Source organism: Heliomicrobium undosum, from assembly GCF_009877425.1.
Taxonomy (GTDB): Bacteria; Bacillota; Desulfitobacteriia; order Heliobacteriales; family Heliobacteriaceae; genus Heliomicrobium; species Heliomicrobium undosum.
Map to the genome: position 1 here is coordinate 1 of NZ_WXEY01000031.1, position 23,856 is coordinate 23,856.

Annotated in this window: 24 protein-coding genes; 8 read left to right on the top strand and 16 right to left on the bottom strand. The window is 53.7% G+C overall.

The annotated features are described in order from the left end of the window. Positions 1-440: 440 nt before the first annotated feature. The 4 genes from lysS to GTO91_RS16355 form a co-directional block, all read right to left on the bottom strand. Positions 441-1,925, bottom strand: a complete 1,485-nt coding sequence (gene lysS, locus GTO91_RS16340; protein WP_407929538.1) for a lysine--tRNA ligase — start codon at positions 1,923-1,925, stop codon at positions 441-443. A gap of 111 nt (positions 1,926-2,036) precedes the next feature. Further along, positions 2,037-2,519: a transcription elongation factor GreA gene (greA, locus tag GTO91_RS16345; protein WP_161259801.1), complete on the bottom strand. Its 483-nt coding sequence runs from the start codon at positions 2,517-2,519 to the stop codon at positions 2,037-2,039. Positions 2,520-2,667: 148 nt separating this feature from the next. Further along, positions 2,668-3,819, bottom strand: coding sequence for a shikimate dehydrogenase (locus tag GTO91_RS16350; RefSeq protein ID WP_161259802.1), 1,152 nt, complete (start codon positions 3,817-3,819; stop codon positions 2,668-2,670). Further along, positions 3,764-4,744 (bottom strand): quinate 5-dehydrogenase, encoded by a 981-nt coding sequence (locus GTO91_RS16355; RefSeq protein ID WP_161259803.1) that lies wholly within the window; start codon positions 4,742-4,744, stop codon positions 3,764-3,766. The genes GTO91_RS16350 and GTO91_RS16355 overlap by 56 nt, the downstream gene beginning before the upstream one ends. Before the next feature lie 202 nt (positions 4,745-4,946). Between GTO91_RS16355 and GTO91_RS16360 the strand changes: the two genes are divergently transcribed. Then, a complete protein-coding gene (locus GTO91_RS16360; RefSeq protein WP_161259804.1) occupies positions 4,947-5,540 on the top strand; it encodes a flavodoxin domain-containing protein in 594 nt (197 codons plus the stop codon). A 121-nt stretch (positions 5,541-5,661) separates the two neighbouring features. Here GTO91_RS16360 and GTO91_RS16365 read toward each other — a convergent pair whose 3' ends face one another. The 5 genes from GTO91_RS16365 to GTO91_RS16380 form a co-directional block, all read right to left on the bottom strand. Beyond that, positions 5,662-6,630, bottom strand: coding sequence for a bile acid:sodium symporter family protein (locus GTO91_RS16365; RefSeq protein ID WP_161259805.1), 969 nt, complete (start codon positions 6,628-6,630; stop codon positions 5,662-5,664). Positions 6,631-6,682: 52 nt separating this feature from the next. After that, positions 6,683-6,973 carry a hypothetical protein gene (locus GTO91_RS16370; RefSeq protein ID WP_161259806.1) on the bottom strand — a complete coding sequence of 97 codons (291 nt, stop codon included), beginning with the start codon at positions 6,971-6,973 and terminating at the stop codon, positions 6,683-6,685. A 66-nt stretch (positions 6,974-7,039) separates the two neighbouring features. Further along, complete coding sequence (locus GTO91_RS17780; protein WP_170294288.1) at positions 7,040-7,396, bottom strand: hypothetical protein; 357 nt, start codon at positions 7,394-7,396, stop codon at positions 7,040-7,042. Between the two features lie 228 nt (positions 7,397-7,624). Then, positions 7,625-8,527: an alpha/beta fold hydrolase gene (locus GTO91_RS16375; protein WP_161259807.1), complete on the bottom strand. Its 903-nt coding sequence runs from the start codon at positions 8,525-8,527 to the stop codon at positions 7,625-7,627. 189 nt (positions 8,528-8,716) lie between these two features. Next, entirely contained in the window at positions 8,717-10,333 is a 1,617-nt protein-coding gene (locus GTO91_RS16380) for a hypothetical protein (protein ID WP_161259808.1), read from the bottom strand. Positions 10,334-10,708: 375 nt separating this feature from the next. On the opposite strand from GTO91_RS16380, the gene GTO91_RS16385 reads away from it, so the two are divergent. The 5 genes from GTO91_RS16385 (at position 10,709) to GTO91_RS16405 (ending at position 15,331) form a co-directional block, all read left to right on the top strand. Continuing rightward, positions 10,709-12,178: a nitrogenase component 1 gene (locus GTO91_RS16385; RefSeq protein ID WP_161259809.1), complete on the top strand. Its 1,470-nt coding sequence runs from the start codon at positions 10,709-10,711 to the stop codon at positions 12,176-12,178. A gap of 3 nt (positions 12,179-12,181) precedes the next feature. Then, a complete protein-coding gene (locus GTO91_RS16390; RefSeq protein WP_161259810.1) occupies positions 12,182-13,690 on the top strand; it encodes a nitrogenase component 1 in 1,509 nt (502 codons plus the stop codon). An 11-nt stretch (positions 13,691-13,701) separates the two neighbouring features. Beyond that, positions 13,702-14,073 (top strand): DUF2499 domain-containing protein, encoded by a 372-nt coding sequence (locus GTO91_RS16395; protein ID WP_161259811.1) that lies wholly within the window; start codon positions 13,702-13,704, stop codon positions 14,071-14,073. Continuing rightward, the gene (locus tag GTO91_RS16400; RefSeq protein WP_161259812.1) at positions 14,066-14,395 is read left to right on the top strand and encodes a DUF3593 domain-containing protein; all 330 of its coding nucleotides are present in this window, start codon (positions 14,066-14,068) and stop codon (positions 14,393-14,395) included. The genes GTO91_RS16395 and GTO91_RS16400 overlap by 8 nt, the downstream gene beginning before the upstream one ends. Before the next feature lie 72 nt (positions 14,396-14,467). Further along, positions 14,468-15,331, top strand: a complete 864-nt coding sequence (locus GTO91_RS16405) for a chlorophyllide a reductase iron protein subunit X (RefSeq protein WP_161259813.1) — start codon at positions 14,468-14,470, stop codon at positions 15,329-15,331. Between the two features lie 63 nt (positions 15,332-15,394). On the opposite strand, the gene GTO91_RS16410 is transcribed toward GTO91_RS16405, so the two are convergent. The 4 genes from GTO91_RS16410 to GTO91_RS16425 form a co-directional block, all read right to left on the bottom strand. Continuing rightward, positions 15,395-17,134 (bottom strand): ATP-binding protein, encoded by a 1,740-nt coding sequence (locus tag GTO91_RS16410; RefSeq protein ID WP_161259814.1) that lies wholly within the window; start codon positions 17,132-17,134, stop codon positions 15,395-15,397. 100 nt (positions 17,135-17,234) lie between these two features. After that, a complete protein-coding gene (locus tag GTO91_RS16415) occupies positions 17,235-17,852 on the bottom strand; it encodes a uracil-DNA glycosylase (RefSeq protein ID WP_161259815.1) in 618 nt (205 codons plus the stop codon). Beyond that, the gene (locus tag GTO91_RS16420; RefSeq protein ID WP_161259816.1) at positions 17,849-18,889 is read right to left on the bottom strand and encodes a radical SAM/SPASM domain-containing protein; all 1,041 of its coding nucleotides are present in this window, start codon (positions 18,887-18,889) and stop codon (positions 17,849-17,851) included. Before GTO91_RS16420 ends, GTO91_RS16415 begins: the two co-directional genes overlap by 4 nt. Further along, complete coding sequence (locus GTO91_RS16425) at positions 18,886-19,635, bottom strand: hypothetical protein (protein ID WP_161259817.1); 750 nt, start codon at positions 19,633-19,635, stop codon at positions 18,886-18,888. Before GTO91_RS16425 ends, GTO91_RS16420 begins: the two co-directional genes overlap by 4 nt. A 281-nt stretch (positions 19,636-19,916) precedes the next feature. Here GTO91_RS16425 and GTO91_RS16430 point away from each other — a divergent pair, with 281 nt between their 5' ends. Together GTO91_RS16430 and GTO91_RS16435 are read left to right on the top strand one after the other, a co-directional pair. Continuing rightward, positions 19,917-20,990 (top strand): hypothetical protein, encoded by a 1,074-nt coding sequence (locus GTO91_RS16430; RefSeq protein ID WP_161259818.1) that lies wholly within the window; start codon positions 19,917-19,919, stop codon positions 20,988-20,990. After that, the gene (locus tag GTO91_RS16435; RefSeq protein WP_161259819.1) at positions 20,987-21,280 is read left to right on the top strand and encodes a hypothetical protein; all 294 of its coding nucleotides are present in this window, start codon (positions 20,987-20,989) and stop codon (positions 21,278-21,280) included. Before GTO91_RS16430 ends, GTO91_RS16435 begins: the two co-directional genes overlap by 4 nt. 349 nt (positions 21,281-21,629) lie before the next feature. Here GTO91_RS16435 and GTO91_RS16440 read toward each other — a convergent pair whose 3' ends face one another. From GTO91_RS16440 to GTO91_RS16450, 3 genes are all read right to left on the bottom strand, one after another. Further along, positions 21,630-22,322, bottom strand: coding sequence for a hypothetical protein (locus GTO91_RS16440; protein WP_161259820.1), 693 nt, complete (start codon positions 22,320-22,322; stop codon positions 21,630-21,632). Positions 22,323-22,542: 220 nt separating this feature from the next. Continuing rightward, complete coding sequence (locus GTO91_RS16445; protein ID WP_161259821.1) at positions 22,543-23,445, bottom strand: sensor histidine kinase; 903 nt, start codon at positions 23,443-23,445, stop codon at positions 22,543-22,545. Next, on the bottom strand, positions 23,408-23,856 hold a 449-nt coding region (locus tag GTO91_RS16450; RefSeq protein WP_207709042.1), incomplete at its 5' end, for a hypothetical protein. The genes GTO91_RS16450 and GTO91_RS16445, both read right to left, overlap by 38 nt.

Below are 23,856 nucleotides of genomic sequence, written 5' to 3' on the forward strand. Positions count from 1 at the left end.
AACTGTCGTTTCCGACAATCGTTCTTCTGCCACCGTCCTCTGATGACTCGCGTCGTCAGCGACCAGCAACGGAATTGATTGGTTTCGCACGCTTTTGATTCGCAACTGTTTGATTTTCAAGGACCAGAGGCGTCACGATTTAGAATTTTAACACAGACGCTATACCCTGTCAAGCAAAGTTTTGCATCTTGCATTAAATTTTGCTGTTCTCGTGAAGCGATATTTACTATACCATGACGGTAATCGTTGTTCAACCGGAAATTTGGGGAATATCTGCGCATTCATCCCGGGAATCGGCATAATTGTCCAGGTATTCTCCGTTTTTCTCTCAATCGTGCGCGATTTCTCTGCATTGTCTGTTCCGCATTGTCTGTTTTGTATGGAAAAGAGACGGAGTCCGCATGAGCAGACTCCGTCTCAGATGGGATTCTAGACAAGGCCTAGAGGTCGTCCCGGTGCCGCATTGTCGGGAAGAGGATGACATCGCGGATGGAGGGAGAGTCGGTGAGCAGCATGACCAGCCGGTCGATGCCGATGCCCAGACCACCTGTGGGGGGCATGCCGTACTCGAGGGCGTTGAGGAAATCCTCATCCATCATATGAGCCTCTTCATCGCCGGCCTCGCGCAGGGCGAGTTGGCGGACGAAGCGTTCCCGTTGATCGATGGGATCGTTCAACTCCGAGAAGGCGTTGCCCAGTTCGCGACGAGTGATGAAGACCTCGAAGCGGTCCGTAAACTGGGGCTGCTCGGCGTTGCGCTTGGCCAGCGGCGACACCTCGACAGGATGGCCGACGATGAAGTGGGGCTGGACCAGGTGCTCTTCCACCTTTTCCTCAAAGACGGTGTTGATCACGTCGCCACGGCTGTCTGTGGCATTGACAGGGACGCCGATGCTTTTCGCCGCCTCTCGCGCCGCTGCGTCATCGGTGATGCTGTGGAAGTCCACACCGGCGTACTGCCGGATGGCGTCGAGCATGTTCAGACGCGGCCAGGGCGGCGTCAGGTCGATCTCCTCGCCCTGGTAGGTGATCTTGGTCGTCCCCAGGACCTTCTTGGCCACGGAAGCGACCAGATTTTCCGTCAGTTCCATCATATCATTGAAATCGGCGTATGCCTGGTAGATCTCGATCATGGTGAACTCGGGGTTGTGGCGCGTCGAGATCCCTTCGTTGCGGAAGATGCGACCCAGTTCATAGACACGCTCAAAGCCGCCCACGATCAACCGCTTCAGGTGCAGTTCCAGGGCGATACGCATGTACAATTTCATGTCCAAGGCGTTGTGGTGGGTGATGAAAGGACGGGCCGTAGCGCCGCCGGCGATGGGATGGAGCACCGGCGTCTCCACTTCAAGATACTCCCGCTCATCGAGGAACTCCCGGACGGCGCGGATGATCTTGCTGCGCAGGACGAAGGTCCGCTTCACCTCGGGGTTCATTATCAGGTCCACATAGCGCTGGCGATAGCGCAACTCCACGTCCTTCAACCCGTGAAACTTCTCGGGCAGGGGACGGAGCGATTTGGTCAACAGGGTAAACTGTTTCACCCAGATGGAGATCTCGCCCTTTTGGGTCTTGAAAACATGGCCCTCGACGCCGTAGATGTCGCCGATGTCCGACTTGGCGAAGAGTTCAAAGACCTCAGGCCCCACATCGTCGCGGCGCACATAGATCTGGATCTGCCCGGTGATGTCCTGCAGGTTGCCGAAACCGGCCTTGCCCTGGTGGCGTCGGGCCATCATCCGGCCGGCGAGGCGCACCGTCTGGTTTTCCAGCGCATCGAAACCTTCCTTGATGGCTTCGGCGTGATGGGTCATTTCAAAACGGTCGCCGAAAGGATTGACGCCTTTCTCTCTCAAATCGTCCAACTTTTCCAGGCGGACCTTGATCAGTTCGTTCTTTTCCATTTCCAGCATGTTTTTTTCCATAATGCTTGTCTCCTCCCGGCGCATTCAAAAGAGCCAGGTCATCCTGGCCCTTCGATTCATTCTACACCTTTTGCCGCCGCCGAATAAAGGATAAATGAGTCCGGTGAAGGTCTACCCCTTCTTATTGATGTCCACAATCTCGTACTTGATTTTCCCCATGGGCACCTGCACCTCAACGACTGCGCCTTTGGGCTGACCGATCAATGCCTTGCCCACCGGGGAAACGTTTGAGATTTTTGACTGGCTGGGGTCGGCTTCGGCCGAGCCAACGATGGTGTATTCGAATTCGGAATCGTCCTCGAGGTCCTTGAGGAGGACCCGGGCGCCGATGGTCACCACATTGGTCTCGCCCTCGCCGCCTTCAATCAACTTGGCGTTACGGAGCATCTTCTCCAGGGTGATGATCCGGCCTTCGACGAAAGCCTGTTCATTTTTGGCGTCTTCATACTCCGAGTTCTCGCTGATATCGCCGTAATCAATGGCCTGCTTGATCCGTTCGGCCACCTGCCCGCGCTTCTGCGATTTCAGGAACTCCAGTTCCTCTTCCAGTTTCTTTAGACCTTCTGCCGTCAGCATCACTTGTTTTTCTTCCATACGTTCGCTCCCCTATTCTTCAAATCAAAAATATGTCGTTTACGCGGTTTCACTACCGAAACTTCATGCGGTGTCATGTTACATGTGCGGTTACACTGAATAAGCACTGCCATACAGCCGCGAAAGCCTGCGGCCGGGCAGTGCTTGCTTACTCCACCATCTTTAGTTTCGTATTATATCCGGGTTGCAAAATATTGTCAACATTAAGTTCTTGACTTCCAACAGCCGTTCGCGGCGGTCTGAACATGCTTTTGCGGACCCGCTCCACATCCAATTCGCTCAAGGGGCGATCAAAGCTGCGCAGCCCGGCCAGGGAAAAACCGTGTTTGCGCGCCAGCCGGGTGATTTCTTCCACCTTGTCGATAAAGAGTTCCCTACCGAGGGAAAAGCATTCGCGCCGCCCTTCCAGGGCAAGGATCATCGTCTCGGCCATGCAGGCGTAGGCCAACCCCGGTGGGAAACCAAAGTTGAACCCGAAGTCCACATCGCCGGGAACCTTGACGACGCCCCCCTCGATCAATAGAACGTCGGGCCGTTCCTTGGCCACCCGGCGGGATACGTCTCTGGGCCGGGCCACATCGCAAACGAGGGATCCCGCTTTCAGGTGTTCGGGCTCGATGATCGCATCGGCCGCGCTCGATACGGCGACGACGATGTCGGCCTGGCGAAGGGCGCCGGCCATATCGGTTGTCACCTGCACAGAGAGGCCTGTCTCGTGGAGGATGCGGTAGGCCAGCCGATCGAGCCGGTCGGTGCGGCGCGCCACCAGCGTCAGGTCACCGGCCTCCCGGGCAAGCAACCGGGAGCAAACGGCGCCGATGGAGCCGGTGGCGCCCACGACGACGACAGAGGCGCGATCCAGTTTGTGACCGAGCCGTTCGGCGGCAATGCGCGTCGCCTCCAAGGCCGTGGCCACCGTATAGGAATTCCCTGTCGTCACCGGGACGGGCAACCGCCTCGCCAGTGTCAACCCCGCATCGCCGATGATGGAGGTGTAGGCGCCGAGGCCGATGATTTGCGCGCCCAGGTCGACGGCCTTGCGGCAGGCCTTTTCCACCTTGGCGAGCACCGTCTCCTCGGGCAGCGACAGCATCTGCCGCGTTGTCAGCGGGCAAGCGATGAACAGGCCGTCCACCTGGCCGTACCCTGACCGGATCCCCTCGAAGCGCGCCGTCCGCACCGGCGGCGCCCAGCGAAAGACCCCTTCGACAAGCGATTCGGGCAACCAGCGGATCCAGGGAAACTTACGGGCTATGTCCGCAACGGTAAGGGGATGAATGATGAAGGCAAAGCGTTTCATGCCGACCTCCTGCGGTCGTCTGCCGGGAAGACACCTTCTCCACGCGAGGCTGAAAACCGAACCGCGCCAACCAATGGCGGTACTCCTCCGGGGTGATCTCCTCGGGCCTCCGCTCTGCCAGGGCGACCAGCAGCCCCTCCATGACGTTCGTCCCAAAGGAACGCCCGCTCAGTTCCGGCGTCGTCGTGACCAGCGTATCGACGCCGCGCTCCCTGAGCAACAGGACATCCGCATCGGTGACGGTGTTGGTCAGAACGATTTTGCCCCGCATGTCCGCCGGCATATACCGGCGAATGAAATGAAAATCCCCGGCGACAACCTCCGCCTCCCGGAACACGTGAGGGAACCGGGGTTTCATCTGCTCCTGCCGACTGCCAGTCGGATAAATCCAGTGAAAGGGCAATTGACTGATCACTGGAATAATTACGCGGGAAAAATGATTTAATGCCTGCAAGCTGCGAATAGGCAAGGGAAGGCCGCAACCGAACATCAGATCGCCGAAGGTGACCTGACAACCCTGCCGGAAAAAGGCCTCAGCAAGGCCATAGCGGTCGACGGCGCAAACGAGCAACACCCGCTGACCGGGGCGGATCAGGCCGTCCGCGGCCAGCGTCTCCACCACCTGTCGTTCCCAGTGATCCTTGAGATTGCTCCCGTCGACGACGGGGCTCTGCCGGGCCGCCTGGGCCAAACGCCGGCCGTCACGCAGGGTGTATCGCCGGTTGCCGGCGCGCAGGTAGAGATCAATGCCGCCCAAGCCGATGGCGTCGACCTGGCCGTCTAGGGCGCGAATCATTTCGATGGCCCGGCCGTAGTCGCCGTCCATGCCGCGGCGCTCGAGGCGGACTTTTTTTCCGAGGACCTCCACCTCCGCCTGGTGATCCCGCTTGGACGATCCCAGGGAGATGCTGACGACACGTTTCAACAGGGACGCCTCCACCTTTTCCTGCGGCAAAACCGCTTGACAATGAGCATAACCAACTTGGCCCCTCCCTATGTGCCATCCACCCCCCGGACTTGCCCCGCCATGGTTTAAATGGTATTTTATACCCGGTAAGGGCAATTTCCCGGCTTCCTGCGCGGGGATCCCCTGCCGGGAAACCTAGATTGATAATGGGAGTGATCACGTGAGCACGGTAATCTGTTACCTGAGCAAACGGGGCACCACAGAATACTGCGCGAAACGCCTGGCCGACCTGATCGACGACTCTGTCGAAATCGTCGATGTCCGGAAAAACCCCGTCGGACCAGACTGGAGCGCCTGCGATACGGTCATCCTTGGGGTGCCTATCTACGGCGGCGACATCGAACGCGAGTTCAAACAGTTCGTCCGGGAGAACTGGCGTTATATCATGGCCAAACGGCTGGCCCTCTTTATCTGCGGCATGCTGGAAGAGAAAAGCGAGGCCGAGCTCAAGACCGCGTATCCCGATCAGTTGCTGAGAAGGGCGATCCTGACGGAGAACTTCGGCGGCCGCGTTTATCAGGACAAACTGGGCTTCTTCGAGCGGACGGCCTTCCGCATGGTCACCAAGATCAAAGAGGACTACAGCAACCTATCCGAGGAAAAGATCGCCGCCTTCGCCGAGAGGGTCAACGCCGCCCGCTCGGCGACGGAGGCCGAAAGCAACGAAGGAAGCGGCGACGGCGCGGGGACGAATGACGGTTCCGGCGACGAGGCGGCGAACAACCCGGAGGTTTCTGAAAAAGAAGCCCTGTAAAAAAACTCTGCAAAAACGAAAGCCCTATAAACATGAAAAAGACCAGCGCTTTGCATTCGGCGCTGGCCTTCTTTTTTGTCTTCTTCGATTACGCTCCCTATTCCACCGAGATGCCAAACCCCTATGCCCGGGCCTCCGCCTTTTTGCGCGCTCCCGCTCGGAAAAAGCGGTTGACGATAGTGGCCATGGGCTGCTGGAGCAAGGTCATAAAGACGATCGGGATGGAGACGCGAAGATCGAAGTATCCCGTCGAAAACACCACCCCCAGGGCGATGTTGCGCATCCCGCTCGAATAGGTCAGGGCGATGACGTCCTCCCGGGGGCGACCCAGAAAACGGCCGGCGCCGTAGCCCAGCAGGTAGGCGATGGTGTTGAGCAAAAAGAGGCTCGCCAGGATGGGCAGGGCGTTCGACCAGCCAAGAACCAGATAATCGTGCATGATCGCCACGTTGATGGCGACAACAAGAAAAAGGCCGAGCTTGGAGAGAGCGCTCAAACCGGCCTGCAAGGGTCCCTGGGGGTCCCAGAAGCGGTAGGGGTGCAGGAAGAGACCGAGCATCGACGGCAGCACCACCATCAACAGCATATCCTCTACAAGCCGGTCAACGGGCAGGTGACCGGAGACGTGCATGATCACCTGGGCAAAGAGGGGCAGGATGAGCGGGCTGAGCAGCGTGTCCAGCACGACCAGGGCCAGGGCGAAGGAATTGTTGCCCTTGGTGATGTTTGTCCAGACCGAGGCCGTGATCGCCACGGGGATGGTGGAACCGATGACCAGCCCCATCACCGTCTGGGCGTCGCTCGGGAAAAAGAGCAACCCCAGACCGAAGGCCGCCGCCGGGATCAGGCCGTGGGCCAGCAGCAGGGACGTGAGAAACAGGACAGGTTCGCGAAAGAGGGCGCGAAACTGGCTCCAGGAGCAGTTCAGCGCCCCCAGAAAGGTCATGTAGGCGAAGAGCCAGTAGACCCATGCTTTCTGATCCTGCAGGGTTGTCCAAAAGATATAGCCAAAGAGCAAGGCCCCCGGAATCAGGATGAACATGCCCCGCTCCAGCAAACGGTTAAAGGCGATGACCCACCGGCTCAGCATCGAATGCAACCTCCACGCTGTCATTTGTCTTCATGCAGTCAAAGCCGGCGATTCACGTCTTGTTGGGACCGGCGAGTGGCTTTTCGGCATGCTTCTCATGAGCCTTTGCTTCTTCCCACTTCTCATTCATATGGTCGACCACTTTCTGCACCAACCGGATAGCGAATCGTTCCGAATGGCACTTCAAGCTCGACACAATGGCGTATAGTAAAACAGCGTTCATCTCGTCCTTGTTGCCGTCATCCATCAGGGCGATCGCCGCTTCAATCTCTTCCAGATAGCGTTCCCCAATCTCGTTCAAGATGTCCTGCGCCAACTTTTCCACATCGACGGATTTGCGCATTCGCCCACCTCCTGCCTCTATGTTCGACGGAGGAAGGGCAAATCCTTTGATCCTAAAGGAAGACTCTTAGACTCTTCGCAACAGAGCCTGCAGGACATCATCAAAGGACTGGTCGCCGATCTCGTCAAGCATCTTGTCAAGGGGCGTCTTCCGGCGCAACGAGCCCGTCAATACGATCTGGACCTCCTGCGCCCGGTCGACCAGGAGCGAATTGACACTCAATGCGTCGCTCAGGAGGCCCACAATCACCGCCGCCTTCAACGGGTTGATCGTCAACGGCGCTTGCTTTTTCTTTTTATTGCCCTGCTGACCGTTGCCATTGCAATTGCCGTTGCCTTTTCCGTTGCCGTTGCCTGTCCTGTTGCTCTGCCCGTTGCCCTTCCCGTTGTTTTGCCCTTCCTTCCCTTCCCCTCCCTTCCTCATCGTCATCCCCCTTATTATGCAATAACCGTCGGCGTAGGCGTCTCTTCGGCAAAGGCCGGGATCGCTAACAGGATGAACAGGGCCGTTGCGATAATCAAGAGAATATCATGTTTCAATTCTTCGGATACCATTGATCTTCCCCTCCATTTCTTCCCTATTAGGCTATGAAGGGGGGCAGCGAATAGGTACAAGTCCAACTGGCATCCGCTTGGAAATTTTAATAGAACATTATGTTTTTCCATTGGCTTCCCGGCGCGGGTGAAAGCAGATGATATTGCCCCTGGCCGCTCTGCCTGCGTTTTTCATGGCCTGCTGAAGAGGGCCTCTTGCTTGTTCCCCTTGTGCTGTTGCTCCCAGCGACTGCAAGAAGTGATCCAATAGACGGTCAAAATCCTCCCTTCCTGTCAGGGAGGTGGGATCAAAGGCATGGGGGATCCGCTCCAGCGACGCCCCGGGGATGGCGTCGACGACCCGCTGCATGAGGCGAATCGCCAAATCCGATTCCCCGCCGACGATGCCGAGACAGGGGACTTGGATTCGGTTGAGTTCCCCCGTCAGGTTGACACTCCGGATCATCCAACGTGTTTTCACGGCGTCGAGGCCGCGGATCTTGGGGATCTCGCCCCGCAAATGTCGCTGGGCGAAAGGCCAGCGACTGTACATATTCAGGACCATCGGCGTCAGCCATGACTTGGGCAGCAAAAAGAGGGGCGACGCCAGCCAGGTCATCAGGATCAAGGCGGCCTCCTCGCTGTCGGCAGGGTCGAGTTCGCTGAAGGTGTCCACGAGCACCAGGGCGCGGCAGCGGTGGGGGTAATCCAGGGCGAAGCGCTGGGCGATGACGCCGCCGAAAGAGACGCCGCAGACGACGGCGCGCTCGATCTGCAAAAACCGCAGCAAGGCCGCCAGATCGCGGGCGTGATCAGTCAGACGGGTGGCCCAGGTCATGGGGCCGGAGCGGCCCGTCCCCCGCACATCGTAGAGGATCACCCGGTTTGTCCGGGAAAAGGTCTCCACCTGAGGCGCCCACATGCCATGGCTGACAGCGATGCCGGGGATGAAGACGATCGGGTCGCCGTGCCCGTGGACTTCATAATAGATCCGTGTGCCGTTCAACTGCTGGACGGGCATAACATCCCTCACAGTGCCGTATTTGTCCGCACCGATCGGACTATTATATTCTCCCTCGTCCCTCTCGGCAAATTGCCCGGAAAAAAAAGAGAAAGCAGCGTCTCCCTCGGAAGGAGGACGCTGCTTCTGTTCGTTTAACCCGGTGTTCGATTCGGCGGCGCTGCCGTTTTACCGGCTGTGACCTCCCCGCTATTTCGGGTCGTTGGCAAACTGGGGCGGCAGGAAGGGCTGGCCCTGGTTCTTGTGGTGGTAGTTCTTGTCGGCCGGCTCGTTCAGGTGGCAGACGGTGCAATTGCCGTTGGCGCCGATGGGACCGGCGAAGCCCTGGTAGGTCTTTGGCTGGTAGTTGATCTCGCTGTAGCCGAGGGCCTCCGAAGCCGGGTAGACGGCGTGGGGCGACCCGTGGCAGGCGGCGCACATCATGTCGCCGTTGTCGGCTTTTTCGAAGCGGTAGAGGTGGGGCTTTTCGGTGATCCACTGGTTGTAAGAGGTCATCTTCGTGCTGGCCTTGGTGTGATCCTTCGTGTGGCAGGAGAGGCAGTCGGGCTGGTTGATCCAGTTCTCCCTCGGTTTGGCCTCTGTAAAGCCTTCCGGCAGGTAGGGCTTCAGCCGCTCCAGCGACTTCTTGGCCGCCGGGAGATCCTTCTGCTTCATTAACACGGAGGCGGCGTGTTCCGGCAACGTGCCGTGGCAGTTCATGCAGTCCATGCCGAAGCCGCGGTGGACGTCGCGCTCACAGTAGACCTGGCCTTTGGCCGACGAGGGGTGGCAAAGGCCGCAGGTCTCGATGGAACCGTTCTGCATGTACTGGGCATGTTTGCCGTGGAGGGCTGCCGACATGGACAGCACATCCGGCTTGCCCGGCGCGTTGACGTTGTTGGCGGCGTGACAATCGAGGCAGTACTGGGGTCGGCCGGCTTCCGCTTCGGCCAGCAGGTTGGTGCCCACGTTCTTGTCATGGTCGGCCAGGATGTCGCGGGCCGTCGCGTCGGAGAGGCCGACGCCGTCTTTGTTCGGCGTACCGCCGTGACAGATGTAGCAGCCCAGTTCGCCGCTGACCGGCGCCGACATCTTGGTCTCGGCGAGCAGCTTGCCGCTCGCCGCGTCGGTGGCGCGGACGGCAAACATGGGGTAGGCGTCTACTTTGCCATCGTCATTATAGGGAGAAACGGGTATGTCAATGGCGGTCCAGGCTTTTTTCGCCTTATCGAGGGTGAACTCGCCTTTGTCGGCGGGCATGCCCGTCTTACCGGTGTTCGGTTGAATGTCCTTTTTCAAGGTGATCTTTGCGTAGTCCCAGAAGTTGATCGTCTTGGAAGGTTCGTTGTGGTTCTCCGGGGCCTCATAGCTGAGCTTGATGCCGTCCGTGACGATGACGGGCGGGTCGCCCCGTTTGATCACCTGAGCCCAGAAGTCGTTGCCAGGGGTATGAAAGCTGAAATACTTGTCGTTGTCGCTGGTGCACTTCATCCCGATGGTCTGCCAGGCCATGATCACATAGTCTCCCAGGGGTTTCGCCGTCGAGGTGGCCGTCGTTCCGGGGGTCCCGCCGGGCGTTGCGTCGCTTCCCGGCGCACCTGCGTTTTTGGCGCAACCCGTCACGACACCGGACAACAGGGCGACACCGGAGACGACAAGAACAGCGGCCTTCATCGTCTGGGAAAGCCGCGTCCGCCAGTGGGCGGGCGGTGTCTGAGGCTGTGTGTCCGTCTGCGGTTCGAGTCCAAGCTGCGGCGCTGCGTCCGGTGAGGACGGCAACAGTCGCCACGCTGATGACTCATTTTGCGGCTGCCTATCTTCCGCCAATCATGTCATCCCCCTTCTTCATCATGTTCGTTCGTCCGTTGTTTTTACATTGCTTGGTTCGTTTTGACTGTTCGTCTTTCGCTGCTTTGGTTCCCTTGTCGATTCCCTGCTGCTTCCTGTGCCGAAAAAGCCCTTTTTGAAACCTATACCCCCCATATGTACAGAACAGATTATAGTACAGGTGATATGAATTTTCAATTTTTTGTGAAAATGAATTGTCTCACAGCGGGGGCGCCCCGGCGGGGCGTGACTTTTATCCTTGCAATTTGACCGAGTTCGTTTATAGTAGTCGTTAGGACCTCATACATATTGGCGAAGAAATGCCACACCTTTGTTCCATTTTAACATCATTATTTAAATAAAGGGGATGGGCCCGTGGATCCGATCAAGTCCATCAAGCTGGCAACCCAAAGCCCGTGTCCCGCCTTCGGCGCGTTGCGCATCTTGACAAGGCTGGAAGGTTTTCTCCCTATTCTGCTGGGAAACCACGGGTGCTACTACGGACTCAACTTCCTCGCCCACTTCTACGCGGCACGCAAATCCATCTACGCCCCGTTGCTGTATTCGCTCGACTTCACCGACAAAAACCTGCACCACAAGCTGCTCGACGCGATTAAGGAGATTATTAAGGAAGAAAAACCGGAGTTCATCCCGGTGATCAACCTCTGCGTGGCCACCACCGTCGGCATCGACATTGACGAGATGGCCCGGCAGATCCCCGAGATCATCCCCTTGCGCGTGACCGGCTTCGGCACCCGCAGCCACGCCGAGGCCAAAGACGTGGCCATGGAGGGCATCTTCAAAAAACTCCGCCAGTTCGGCGATCACAAACTGCGCGAGCCCAAGGCGGTTGCCTCCATCGGCGAGGTCTTCCCGGCCGACACGATCGCCCTGGAAAACCTCCTGGAGAAGATGGGCCTCAAGCTGCGCGCCCATGTCCCCTCCAAGGACATCAACGACTTCCGCAAGGCCCTCAACGTCTCGACGATGGCCTGCCTGCATCCTTTCTACACGCGGACGATGCGCCAGTTCGGCGAGGTAGGCATCCCCCACATCACCGGCGGTCCCGTCGGCGCCGAGATGACCTACGCCTGGATCAAGGCCATCGCCGAGTCGGCTGGCGCCGATATGCGCCTGGCTGAGCAGATCGCCTGTGAGGAGCGCGACGCCGTCCAAAAGGTTCTCGACGGCCCGCTCAACCTCAAAGGCGTCCGCATCGCCGTCGCCGGCTATGAGGGCATCGAATTCCTCGTAGGCCGCATCCTCGTCGAAGCCGGTGCGGATGTGCCCTACCTGTCCACCTCGATCGGCAAATCGCCCCTCTGTGAAGCCGATGTTGCCTGGTTCCAGGCGCGCGGCACGGAAGTGAAGTTCCGCAAATCGGCCGCCGACGACCTGATGGCCGTGAAAAAATACAAGCCCGACATCGCCCTGGCCGCCACCGACGTGGCCGGCATGGGCAAGGAACTGGGCAGCGCCTCTGTCTACTTCACGAACCTGATCGCCGCCCGGCCCCTCTTTTTGGCCCACGGCGCCGAAAACATCCTCGGCCTGATGCACCACCTCCTGAAGGCCCGCCCCTCCATCAACCGGGTGCGCTCCTTCTTCCAGGATGTCGAGATGGAGCGTTCCATCGCCATCCCTGAGGTGAAAGAGCACCTGGGCGACGCTTTTGCCTGCGGCTGGGGCGCTCCCGTCTGGGGCGGCTGCGCTGCTGGAGAAGTGGCTGAGGAAGCGGCGGCGGCGAGCGACTGCGGTTGCGGCGACGCCATGAACTGCGCCCCGGGATGCGCCATCGCCGGTTGCCCCGCAGCGGGCGGTCAAAACAGCAGGGAGGCGAAGTAACCGATGCAGATGATGCGCGACGTAGACTTGACGAACGGCTACTGGGGCGCCCTTTATGTGCTGGCGCCGATGCGGGGCAACTTCTGCGTGATCGTCGACGGCCCCATCGGCTGCCACTATGTGCCCATCGACTCGGCCCTCAACTACACCGACGCCATCCCCTACCTGCAAAACGTCTATGCCACCCACATCCTCGAAGGCGACGTGGCCCTCGACGGCACCTTACATAAACTTCGGAAGCTCTGCGGCGAACTGATCGACCGCTATGAAAACATCTTCATCCTCTCCTGCGCCGAGAGCGAGATCATCTCCAGCGAGGGCTCCATGCTGGAGGCCGAGATCGACGGCCGCCGCATCTATTACATCCATACGCGCTCGCTCGACGTGGATGACCTGACAGCCCGCGATGACATCATGCTCTACCTCTACGAGCATGTGGCTCCCAAAATGCCCCGCCTCCCGAAAAAAGCATCGGCCAAGCCCCTCGTCAACATCCTCGGTCCCACCTACGGCAACTTCAACCACTACGCCGACTTCGCCGAGATCAAGCGCCTCATCGAAGGCATCGGCGCCGAGGTGAACGTGGCCTTCCCCTTTGACTGTGAACTGGGCGACATCACCCGCCTCGACGACGCTGACGCCAACGTCCTCCTCTACCAGGAGTACGGCCAAAAACTCGGCAAGGCGCTGGGCAAGCCCCTCTTCTTCGGCCCCATCGGCCTCCAGGCGACGACGGAGTTTTTGCTCGGCCTCGCCGACGCCCTCGGATTGCGCGCTGAGGCGGAAGCCTTCATCGCGAAGGAAAAGCGCACGACCTTGCAAGGCTTCTGGGACGTGTGGCGCTCGCCCCACCAGGACATCTTCCGGACGAACACCTTCGGCGTCTACGCCCACAAGACTTACGCTGAGGGCCTGATCAACTTCATGCGCGACGAGCTCGGCTTCGAGGCCTACGCCTGCGGCGTCAAGACAGACCGCTGGCGCTCGAAAAACGCCATGGACATCGAAGCGGCCCTCTTGGAAAACCCGCCGACCCTCTTTTTCGGCAGTATTAACGAGAAGATCTATATCACCGAACATATCCTGCCGACGCGCTTCATCGCGGCGGCCACCCCGATGCCGATCGTCTGCCGCTCCACCGGCACCCCTTTTATGGGCTACAACGGCGTCGTCTACCTGACCCAGATCGTCAGCAACGAGCTCTTCGACATCCTCTACAGCCACATCCACATCGAGTACGCGCCGGAAAAAGACAAACGCCGCCGCGAGCGGGACGCCGCGCGCAAGGAATGGGAAGAGCAGTTGAAGGGTTCCATTGTCATCCGTGAGGTCCGCTGGCCCGAAGAGACAGTGGCCCATATGGAAAAGGTCCTCAAAAAGGTGCCCTTCTTCGTCCGCGTCAGCGCCTCGAAGATGCTGCGGGTGGAGAGCGAGAAACTGGCCAAGGAGCAGTTCCGCGACTACGTGACCACCGATGACGTGGATCAGGTCTACAACCGGTTCAAACGATAGGAGGAACGCCCTTGCTGGGATTCGGCTTTCTCTCCCTGCCCACCTGGTTCGTCCACATCGCCAGCCTCATTGAATGGGCTATCGCCGTCGTCCTCGTCTACCAACTGGGCCAGCGCCTGAACCAGGTCTGGCTCCAGCGCCTCCCCTGGGCGATGATCCCCTACATGCTGAGCGGCGTCTGCGCCATCTGGTATCACGTGACCTATGACACCCAGCAGTGGCTGAGCGACGCCCAGAGCTACCTGACCTTCCTGGGCAGCACCGCCTTCGGCGTCTGGGCCTTCTTCTTCCTGCGGTCGTTGCAGACCTTTCGGATCTCGTCGCTGTCGGCGCGATCGGGGCAGCCCAGTAAACGGGAAGGCGGGGTGAGCGATCATGTCTAGCACCGCCGAGATGCTGATGACGCTCTCCATCTTCCCCTACCTCTATTTCCTCTACGTCTTATACCGGGTGCGCCAGGAGCGCCCCGAACTGGTCCACCCCCTCACCTACAACGGCTTCGTGGCCATGCTCGGCTTCGTCTTCTTCACCGCCTGCACAGGCCTCTACGCCGTCAAAGTCCTTGGCGCCCCCACCCTGGGCCATGTGGACTACCTGCACGGCATCTCCGAAGCGGGACTGACGATCACCAACGGCTTTATCCTCTCGGGACTGCGGCGTCACTTGAAACAGCTTGACGCCAAGGCCGCCAGCGGAGGAAAATAAAAAGGGCCGCCCCTGGCCGGGCGGCTTTTCCCGCTTGTATAACAACGTACAGAACATATAGGAGCTGGTGAAATGTCGGAAAAGAATTTCTATGCGGTCTATGGAAAAGGCGGCAGCGGCAAGAGCTTCGTCATTTCCAACCTATCCAACGCAACGGCCCGTCTGGGCAAGCGGGTCCTTCAGATCGGCTGCGACCCCAAACACGACTCAACGGTCATCCTCTTCAACGGTGTCAACCCGCCGACCCTGTTGGAATACTGGGCCGAACTGAACGAGCACTCTGACGAGGTGGAACCAACACCCCGCGTGGAGGACATCATCTTCAAGGGAAAAGGCGTCTACGCCTTGGAGATTGGCGGCCCGGAAGTGGCCATCGGCTGCGGCGGCCGCGGCATCTCCCTCGGCTTTGAAGTCCTGGAGAAAATGGGCCTCTACAAATGGGACTTTGACTACGTCTTTCTGGACTTCCTGGGCGACGTGGTCTGCGGCGGCTTCGGCGTTCCGATCAGCAAGTCCATCGCTAAATCAATCATCCTCGTCGCCGGCAACGACCACCAGTCCCTCTATGTGGCGAACAACATTTGCTCGGCTGTGGCCTCCTTCGCCAAACTGGGCGGCAAGTCCCGCATCCTGGGCATGATCATCAACAAGGACGACGGCAGCGGCTACGCCGAACAGTTCTGCGACACCGTCGGCATCAAGGTGCTGGCGAAGATCCCGAACAACCCGGAAGTGGCGAAGTTGAACGTGGCCTTCGAACTGGTCAGCGACATCCCGCCCTACGACAAGCTCTTCCAAGACCTCGTAAAGCGGTTGCCGGAAGAGACGGGTGTATTGCCGAAGCCGATGGATTTTGAGGCATTCTCGAAGATCTACCGGGATATCCCGCAGGTGCAGTTGGAGCGGGTGACGGTGGAGGAGATGTTTAATCGGTAATATTTAAACATAAGACAACGCCCCAGTTACTAAAAACCGGGGCGTTAACTTATGTTTAAATAATCATATTGTAGTTAAATTAAAGTTATCTTCCAGAAATCTACTTAAAATAATCACTTCTATTTTATTCGGCCTACCGCTATCGAGAAAATATTTCCTCATTTTCTCATTGCTGTTTTTGTCAAACATCTGAAATCTATATTTCATTCCTTGAATATCAGTAATCTCATCATCTTGTAAGAGTGGTGATTCCCAACAAATTACTTGATGTAAATATAAAAAAGAGTGATTAAAATCTTCACCATCCGTCAATTTATATTTACACTCTACAAACCTATGCTCCCCAACGTTAGTTACGATATGTGGTTGCTCGACTAATAGGTCGTATCCAAAATGGGAATCAATATCAAGAACTCTCCATTTAAACGTTTGAGGCCATAGCGCGTTTATTTGTGCTAATAGCCAAATAACCCCCTGTTCACTTTTGGGTTCTAAAAACTCTAACTTTTTATTATCTTTTGTAATAACAAAGTGTTTTTTGTCCTTAACCTTCGCTAATCTTCTTTTTACTTGTTTTCTTTCCAATTCTGCTTTTCTTCTACCCGCCTCAATTTTTACACGTTCAGCAAATTCAAGGTATTCCGGGGTACCTAAAATTAAATCCGCGATTACATTTTTAGCAGTGTTAATTATGCTATTCAACAGCCTCTTTGGTGTATTATCTACAGTAGCTCTGTTTGCTGTTAACTCAAACGATTGACTGTTAACAAATGCATGCCACTTCGTCCACTCCGATCGTTCAGCAAATTCCTCATTTTTACGTTGTATTGGAACATAGTCTTTGCACAAATAAATCCCGTATCTTTCAGATACTGTATATTGGTCATCTCCACGATACCGATTGTTTGTAGGTTTACCCGGCCATTTTAACATTTCGTTAAATTTTCTTTTAGCTCCATCACCTTCCACCCCAAATACAATATCGATACTATGTTGCGGAAAATCGTTAACTGGTATGTTAGGCAATACCCATCTTCTTATGTAAAAATTTTCGGGTCTTCTATCGTCAATGGTATTTAATAAATCAAAATTATAACTTTCAGGTGGGAATGGATGCCCATAGGGTATTTCTTCGTATTGATTAGTTCCAAAGCCCCTTAAAAATAACCTACAGTTTGGTTTTTCAACGCTATCAATTTCATTACCTACACTCCCCCACGCTGTAAACCATAAAATATAGTCTTTTAAAAATTTGTGGCTAAAGGTAGCGGTAACATTACTGTCGTAACCTCTAATTGATATATATGTTCCGGATTTCATGCTACTCAAGCAATTATCCTCTGTATCAAGTTCCTCCATCAAAACAATTGGTGGATTATCGCAACCTTTTCTTACTGATACATTTAGCTTTTTTAACGGCTCAGCCAATACAGCCCTAATAGTCTTACCTTCTGACGTTTTTGTGATTACGATTACTTCGGTGCTGTTATAAAAAATTTTTGTTCCATGCCCTTTTTCGCCGATAGTCTTTTTGTTTCTTCTTTTTTTGCTGGCACCTAAATCAAAAAAAGATTTTAATTCATACGAGTCCATTCCTTCACCATTATCGATAATCTCTATTAATAATTCATCGTCTACCCCGTGAGTATCGTCTGTTGAAACGGCAATATAGATTTCAGTCGCTCCCGCATCAAGAGAATTATGGATTGCCTCTCTAATCATTTCTTCCGGTTTTGTGAAGTCTCTTGAAACCTCACGAAGTTCCTTTGCAACGAAAACTTGAGGTGTGTAACTAATTTCCATATAATGAGCATCCTCCTTTTACTGCTTTAACTCATGCTTATATCTACAGCTATTTTACTTAAGTTAAATTCTTTTCTAAAAAGGATTTGTATTATTTGATTTATTGCTCCCATGTCATTACATATCTTAATAATTTTTCAAAGTCTGCTTTCTGTTTCTGAAAATCTCTATGTATCATAGCCCTTGGGCCAGGATGGTAAAAGGGAATAACAGTATATTCGTTCCAAAGAAAGCGTTTACCTACCCCAGACTTTAATTGAGTAGTATGCGAAGAGATAATATTCAGAGCGTCTAATGCAGTTTTTCCAAGCGTAACAATTATCTTCGGTTTTACCAACTCAATCGTCATCATTAAGTAGCAGCTACAGTTTTTTAACTCTTTTTTGGTAGGTGTCCCGTTTGTTCCCTTTTCTTCCCGAGGATTGCATAAGACGGCATTTGTGATAAAGATATCCTCACGACGCCAACCGATGCTGCGTAGCAATATTTCGAAGTTATCTCCCGTTCTATCCCCATAAAGGGGGATTCTGGTGCGATCCGCACCTAGACGCCCCGGAGCTTCGGCGATAAACAACACTTTTGAGTTGATGTTTCCGTTTTTTTCTGATAGTACTTTGACTCGGTCTCTTAACCGTTCACATAGGGTGCAATGCTGTACAGATTCGTAAAGATCCGCCATCCGTTGTTCTTTCGTGAAGGAAGCAAATACGTCGTTCATTTTATTGCCCCATTTCCAAGTAAGCAACTTGGATCCGGTCCCGAACCTAGCTTTCCGTTAGCGATCACTTTCTGGGCCAAACACCCGGAGCCGCAGCGTTCCACGGAAGAGCAGGATTGGCATGGCTCAGCTTTGGGTTCTTCTAGCTGGGACCGAACCGCGTTCAGATAGGGTGATTTGTACCAGCAGTCTGCGAGAGAGAACTGTTGTAATGTAGAATAGTCCAACGTCCCAACCACTTCTTCTGCTTGAATTCTCTTGAATGCGTCACAGGGATATAAACGAAGCTCCGGATCAATGATAAGGCGGTCCTTACCGGACATACATTGTGGTTTCTCATCGATTGAAAGAAAACTGAGGGGCGAACCTGTTCGGATATCGTGCCCTTGCCGTCTTAATTCTTCTATTGTTCGTTTCAATTCGAAATGTTTCCCGCGATCAAGCTCAAACGTTTTTATCAAGCCCCCTCGTCCCTGAGGCACAAAACGAAGGATGCTGATCCGGCGGATGCCTTGTTTCTTAGCGTCATGCGCTACGTCAAACAGTTCTTTGTAATTTTCTACAAGCGGAACAAAGTGCGCTTCTACTTCTAGACCTAAGGAAATCGTTTTTAGTATCGCTCTCCAGGTGATGTCATAACTGCCCGCAATTCGGGTAATCCGTTCGTGTGTTTGAGCTCGACCAAAGAGGCTGAATACAACCCGTGTAAGACCAGCCGTCTTTAGCTGGGGCCAAAGTTCCAAGCCATTTTCAGGATTCCCCGAGCTATAAAGAGAAACTTTCATACCTAGACGGGCTGCTACATCGACAGCCTTTACTAAACCAGGCCAAATCAACGGTTCACCACCGGAAAAACTAAACTCTTCAACTCCCATGGAAGCAGCTTGTTGTAGAACGTTTAAACAAGCTGCTTCTGTGACTTCTACGGGAGCAGTGGGACCCGCATCACTAGAACAGTGAATGCAATTTAACGGACACCTACGGGTCACTTCCAGTTTAATTTCTTTCAATGGATAAGGTTGTTGGAAACTTGTCATCGGAGCCGATCCACCAATCTACTCAATTCTTCTTTGTGATTCTCGACAAAAGCTCGGGAGGAAACACACGTCAACCAGGAGGCCTGACCTCCCGTTTGTTCGGCGATAAAGTTCAGTAACTGACACAGCCCCCAGTAGTTGCCGTATGCTCTCTCCAAGAAGTCATGGCTTCGGTACACACACAGTAACCCCATCCGCCTCGGATCTCCTGGTTCCTGTTGTACGGCAACATAATTTAAGCAAGGACCTCCCCGAGGCCTCACTGATTCACCGCCCGGCCGACAGATGGTCATCGTATAAGCTGCCTTGACAGTACGCGGATTACTCTGAACCGCGCTGATAATCCGTTTAAGTTGGTTTTCAACAACTGATCTTCCACGAGTATTAATTGTCTCGAAATGTGTCATTCGCCGGAAATAGGTGCCCCAGGCCCCCGGTTTTCCGGCATATTGTCGCTTGTATAGCCCACGCTCACCGTTATACTTTTCAAAGAAGTCGTCCATAGCGGGGTATTTAGCGTATAGTTTGTATGGGAAGATGGTATAGGCTACAGCTTTGGGGCTTAGGATATCGATGTCTGAGGCGAATCGCTCGACTTCTTCATGTAACCGGCCATCAAAGGCATTTGGATTGCGGATATGTACAACTAAATTCCAATGCGTCCACCGACTATCTCTTAACAATCGTACAGCCTGCAGCCAAGCGTCCTGAAATCCCTCTGCCTCTATAAGCTCTGGAACTGACATTCGCCTCCCCCTTTCTGGTTATACAAAAACACCTTTATTTTTAAAATGTTACCACGTATGCCCACGCGACTCATGTCGTTTTAGGTCGTATTTTCATGCTTTTAGGGCATTTCCTTTGCTTTTCACTAAATTTCGTGACAGGATTTTTATCCGGTAAATAAAGCTTGCATGGAGATGAAAATAGTCATATCCAACTAGAAAAAAATGGGGCATAATAGTATCGCGGTTAACTTGAGTAACTCGCATGGATACGTTTTTTCAAAAAGGAGGTGATTCTGATCATGCAAGATGCAGAGGAGTATAACCTACATGTCCGCTTATCCGGTCAAGAAATGGATGAGCATAAGGTGTCCTTGGATGTCCTAACCCGTGTTTTAACCGGATTACAGCAGATCTGCTATCTTCTCGCCACCGATCATCACCAGCATTCTTTTCAACAACGTTTTCGGGTTCCTTCTGCGATTCAACGGCAATACTTGCTCAGATGTGCGCTTCCCCAGTCGGGGAGTTATGTCGTTCCGTTGTCGCTGACTCCCCCGGAACAAGGGACCATTTTAACGGATGATCTGATGACTGTCCTCGCAAAGATGAACTCCTTTTTTCGTTCTCTTTCCTCTGGCAGTGATGAGATGATGGCGACAGTTACGCAAGACAAAGCCATTCGAAACCGGCTGCTTCGAGAATCGAAGCGACTGCTACCCAAGGCCGATGAGCGTTGGGTCTTCGGAATTCAGTTTGCTTCCAATCCTACTGAGCACCGTCTGGACTATTTATCCAGTCGATTTATTGACTCGTTGCTTAGCGCTCATAACACAGAAGACCAATTATTAACGGTCACAGGTGAGTTAATTCGGATTGACTTTGAACAACGTCGGGCAGTCATAAAATATCCTCCAACGCACCGAGAAATTGAATGCATTTACCGTGAGGAACTCGAAGACACGATGATCGACAGTCGCCGCCAGATGATCCAGGTAACCGGCCAATTTACGTTAAACAATGACGGGCATCCCTTACGGTTGACAGAAGTGACCAAGATTGAAACCTTGGACCTGAGCGATGTTGTCCTTACCACAGTCCCATCATCTCGAAGGGTCCTAAAATTTAAGCAACCCATTGTCATTACCCCTTACCTGGATTCGGATAGCCAACAACTGCTTGTTTTAGAAGAACCCTCGCTTGGGATTCATGTTTTCGGCTACACGCGAGATCAGGTCATCCAAGAGTTATATGAACAAGTTCAATTTCTCTGGGATGAGTATGCCAAAGCTCCAGAATCAAATCTTGCGCCAGATGCCCAACAACTTCGCCAATGGCTACTCTTCATGATTGAAGAATTGGAGGGTGGTTCATGAATCGTCCGAAGGCGAAAGTAGAAAAATCGCTGCTGTCAAAAGGGTTCAGCCGGAGTGAGAATGACCATAGCTATTTTGTTTATGTGACCAAAGATGGAAAACGGACAACCGCGAAGACCAAAACAAGTCACACGTCTAAAATGAAAGAGATTCCCTCGAACATTCTTGCCCAAATGGCGAAACAGTGTCACCTTCAGACGCAGGAATTTATTGATCTCGTCGACTGTCCATTATCACGAGACAGATATGAAGAAATTTTGTTCGAACGGATGAGGAAATTTTGCAGTTAAAACCGGAACAACAACATCAGTTGGGCATGTAAAAACCCGCCTTTTCTTGAGTTCGAAAGGGCGGGTTTCATATTTTTTCTGCTTCCAAACTGAACGTTTATTTATCCAACGTTTCCAGAATGTATTACCCCTCCTCCCTCTTCACCACCGCGCAAGCCACCCCGAGAATCCGGGCCTGGTCGATGTTTATCGGGATGGGTTCATACTTCTGGTTTTCCGGCAAGAGAACCTATGCCCCATTTTGACAAACCGCTTCAGCGTGGCGTCATCGTCGAGGGATACGGCAACGACGTCGCGGTTTGCCGTAGAGGACGAGGGGCTTCGTCTCGCTGTCCGGGAAGAATTTCGCTCATTGGCGTAAAGGTTGCGGATCTTGTCCTGGAACTAAACGTCCTGTTGACTGTTCATACTCAACTCGTTTGTCAAGGGCAATTTGTGAACTAACATTATTAAATACTTTATTTATTTTTTCATCAAATTGTTCGTCGCTTATTCTAGTAAGTTTCATATGGTAGTGGTTTAATTCATCAGCCATATCTACAAAATATCCGTACCCATATGTATATTTGCCTTTGGCATCTTTATAAAACTTTATATAGCCGTAATTTCGAATTCTTTTTCCCGTTCCTACCATGGTAGCGTCTGCAGTAAACGATAATTCATCAATCTTTTTATCATAGTGAACATCTCTACTCGTCCACTCTGATCCTAATAGTCCGTCCGCCGATATTCCATATCCTGTGTAGATGTATCTGCCATGGGATAAGTATATCTTACAGACACTTTCAGGGCGATTGCCATTCTTCATGATTGTTATCGCCCATGCTCCCTCAACTCTAGAAATCGGAGATGTTAGCCTCAAAAATCCGGCACTGTTACTAATAAGTTCATAAACAAAGAGCAATATGGCCCCTATGCTTAACGCGCCAAATAAAGATGCTGAAATTGGCCAGCTTAGCGTTTTGGTAAGTAGGTGGTCGTGAATCAGCGTAACTAATAACCCAACAATGCCGCCAAAAGCGGCTGGCAAAACTCTTTCCATAATACCCCCCCTTTGTTGGCTAACCATTATACTATCATGTACATCAACGTATTTATTGTCGTTTTAGGGCGAATTCTCATATTTTGAGGGTTTTGATAGTATTCCTATCTGTTTTTTTACTTTAGGTTAGTTTGAAAGAATACAAAAAAAAACCGGAACTCGCTGGCAGAGTCCGGGCTCTCTTTCGGATCTAATTTTAAGTCCCCAAAAAGTTTCACATTTAGCCCTTCCCCTTCTCCGGCACCTCCACCACAAAATGCACCATCTTCTCCCGCTGGCTCACCGTGACCGTCCCGTTATACCGGTTGACGATCTTTTTCACCAGCGCCAGCCCCACCCCGGAGATCTCCTTCTTCCGGGTCGAGAAGCCGTAATCGAAGATCTTGTCGAGCACCTGTTCGTCGATGAAGCCGTAGTTGCTGATCCGGATCCGGTACAGTCCGTCCTGGACGGCGCACTCCACTTCGATCAGCCGTTTTTCCTCCTCATAACCCTCCACCTCTTCCAAGGCGTTTTGCAAGAGATTTCCGAAGACGGAGACGGCGTCGGAGGGGCTTAAGGGGAGTCCGGCCAGGTCGTCGTGGATGTCGAGGCGGAAGGTGACCGTTTCGCCGATATCGCTCGTCATCTTGTTGACGAGGATGGCGCTGATTTCAGGGCGGGTGATCTTGGTGACGTTCATGCCCTGGCGAAAGCGGATGTTGTAGCTGCGTATGTACTCTAGTGCCAGTTCCGGTTTGTTCAGTTGGACAAAGCCGTAGATCACCGACAGTTGATTGAGAAACTCATGCTGGTTGTTGCGGTAGACCTGCATCGTTCGCCGGGCAGAATCCAACTGCTGGTTCTGTTCCATCGTGTCGATGAGGATCCGCTGTAATCGCTGGGTTTTCACGATCAGAAAGAGCAACCCGGCCAGGGCGATGACGACGATGAAGGGGGTGTACTGGCTGATTTCGGGAAGGGGTTCCAGGCCGCTGAGCGGGCCAATGCCGCTATCAAAGCTAAAAATAAAGACGACAAGAAACAGCAGGAAGGCCACATAGATCAGGACGCCGCGCAGCAGCCCTTCCAGTTCCTTTTTCCGTTTATTCAGTTCGGAACCGTTTTCTTGCGTATCGGACACTGTCACTAACCCCAATCAGCAGTATGATGCTGGTCCAGCCGAAGAGTATGCTATACCATTCATCTTGAAAGAAGGAACGGTCCTGGAGCAAACGAGAAAAGAGCGGATACGTGAGGCTCTCCACGGTGAGCAGAAAAATCATGCCGAGCAATGAGGCGAGCAGCGCCTTCGATAGCTCCAGCCGCAGTATCACCCTGCCAAAGAGGGTGGAAGACAACAGGACGACAAAGACATGAAGGCCGAAAACGATCTGCGCCGAACGGGCGATCTCCACGCAGATGGCTGTCGGGATAGCAAACAGCAAGAGCCGTTTGAGCGGGATCGCCTCTTCTTTCAGGATCGTCAATCCCGCATAGTACATCGCAGCCACCTCATATATTAGGTACCCAAAAAAATGCACAAATGTTTTAA

Coding starts and splice junctions, on each gene's coding strand:
- lysS (WP_407929538.1), bottom strand. CDS start 1,925: ATGGAAAAAAACATGCTGGAAATGGAAAAGAACGAACTGATCAAGGTC.
- greA (WP_161259801.1), bottom strand. CDS start 2,519: ATGGAAGAAAAACAAGTGATGCTGACGGCAGAAGGTCTAAAGAAACTG.
- GTO91_RS16350 (WP_161259802.1), bottom strand. CDS start 3,819: ATGAAACGCTTTGCCTTCATCATTCATCCCCTTACCGTTGCGGACATA.
- GTO91_RS16365 (WP_161259805.1), bottom strand. CDS start 6,630: ATGCTGAGCCGGTGGGTCATCGCCTTTAACCGTTTGCTGGAGCGGGGC.
- GTO91_RS16370 (WP_161259806.1), bottom strand. CDS start 6,973: ATGCGCAAATCCGTCGATGTGGAAAAGTTGGCGCAGGACATCTTGAAC.
- GTO91_RS17780 (WP_170294288.1), bottom strand. CDS start 7,396: ATGAGGAAGGGAGGGGAAGGGAAGGAAGGGCAAAACAACGGGAAGGGC.
- GTO91_RS16375 (WP_161259807.1), bottom strand. CDS start 8,527: ATGCCCGTCCAGCAGTTGAACGGCACACGGATCTATTATGAAGTCCAC.
- GTO91_RS16390 (WP_161259810.1), top strand. CDS start 12,182: ATGCAGATGATGCGCGACGTAGACTTGACGAACGGCTACTGGGGCGCC.
- GTO91_RS16400 (WP_161259812.1), top strand. CDS start 14,066: ATGTCTAGCACCGCCGAGATGCTGATGACGCTCTCCATCTTCCCCTAC.
- GTO91_RS16405 (WP_161259813.1), top strand. CDS start 14,468: ATGTCGGAAAAGAATTTCTATGCGGTCTATGGAAAAGGCGGCAGCGGC.
- GTO91_RS16410 (WP_161259814.1), bottom strand. CDS start 17,134: ATGGAAATTAGTTACACACCTCAAGTTTTCGTTGCAAAGGAACTTCGT.
- GTO91_RS16415 (WP_161259815.1), bottom strand. CDS start 17,852: ATGAACGACGTATTTGCTTCCTTCACGAAAGAACAACGGATGGCGGAT.
- GTO91_RS16420 (WP_161259816.1), bottom strand. CDS start 18,889: ATGACAAGTTTCCAACAACCTTATCCATTGAAAGAAATTAAACTGGAA.
- GTO91_RS16425 (WP_161259817.1), bottom strand. CDS start 19,635: ATGTCAGTTCCAGAGCTTATAGAGGCAGAGGGATTTCAGGACGCTTGG.
- GTO91_RS16430 (WP_161259818.1), top strand. CDS start 19,917: ATGCAAGATGCAGAGGAGTATAACCTACATGTCCGCTTATCCGGTCAA.
- GTO91_RS16435 (WP_161259819.1), top strand. CDS start 20,987: ATGAATCGTCCGAAGGCGAAAGTAGAAAAATCGCTGCTGTCAAAAGGG.
- GTO91_RS16440 (WP_161259820.1), bottom strand. CDS start 22,322: ATGGAAAGAGTTTTGCCAGCCGCTTTTGGCGGCATTGTTGGGTTATTA.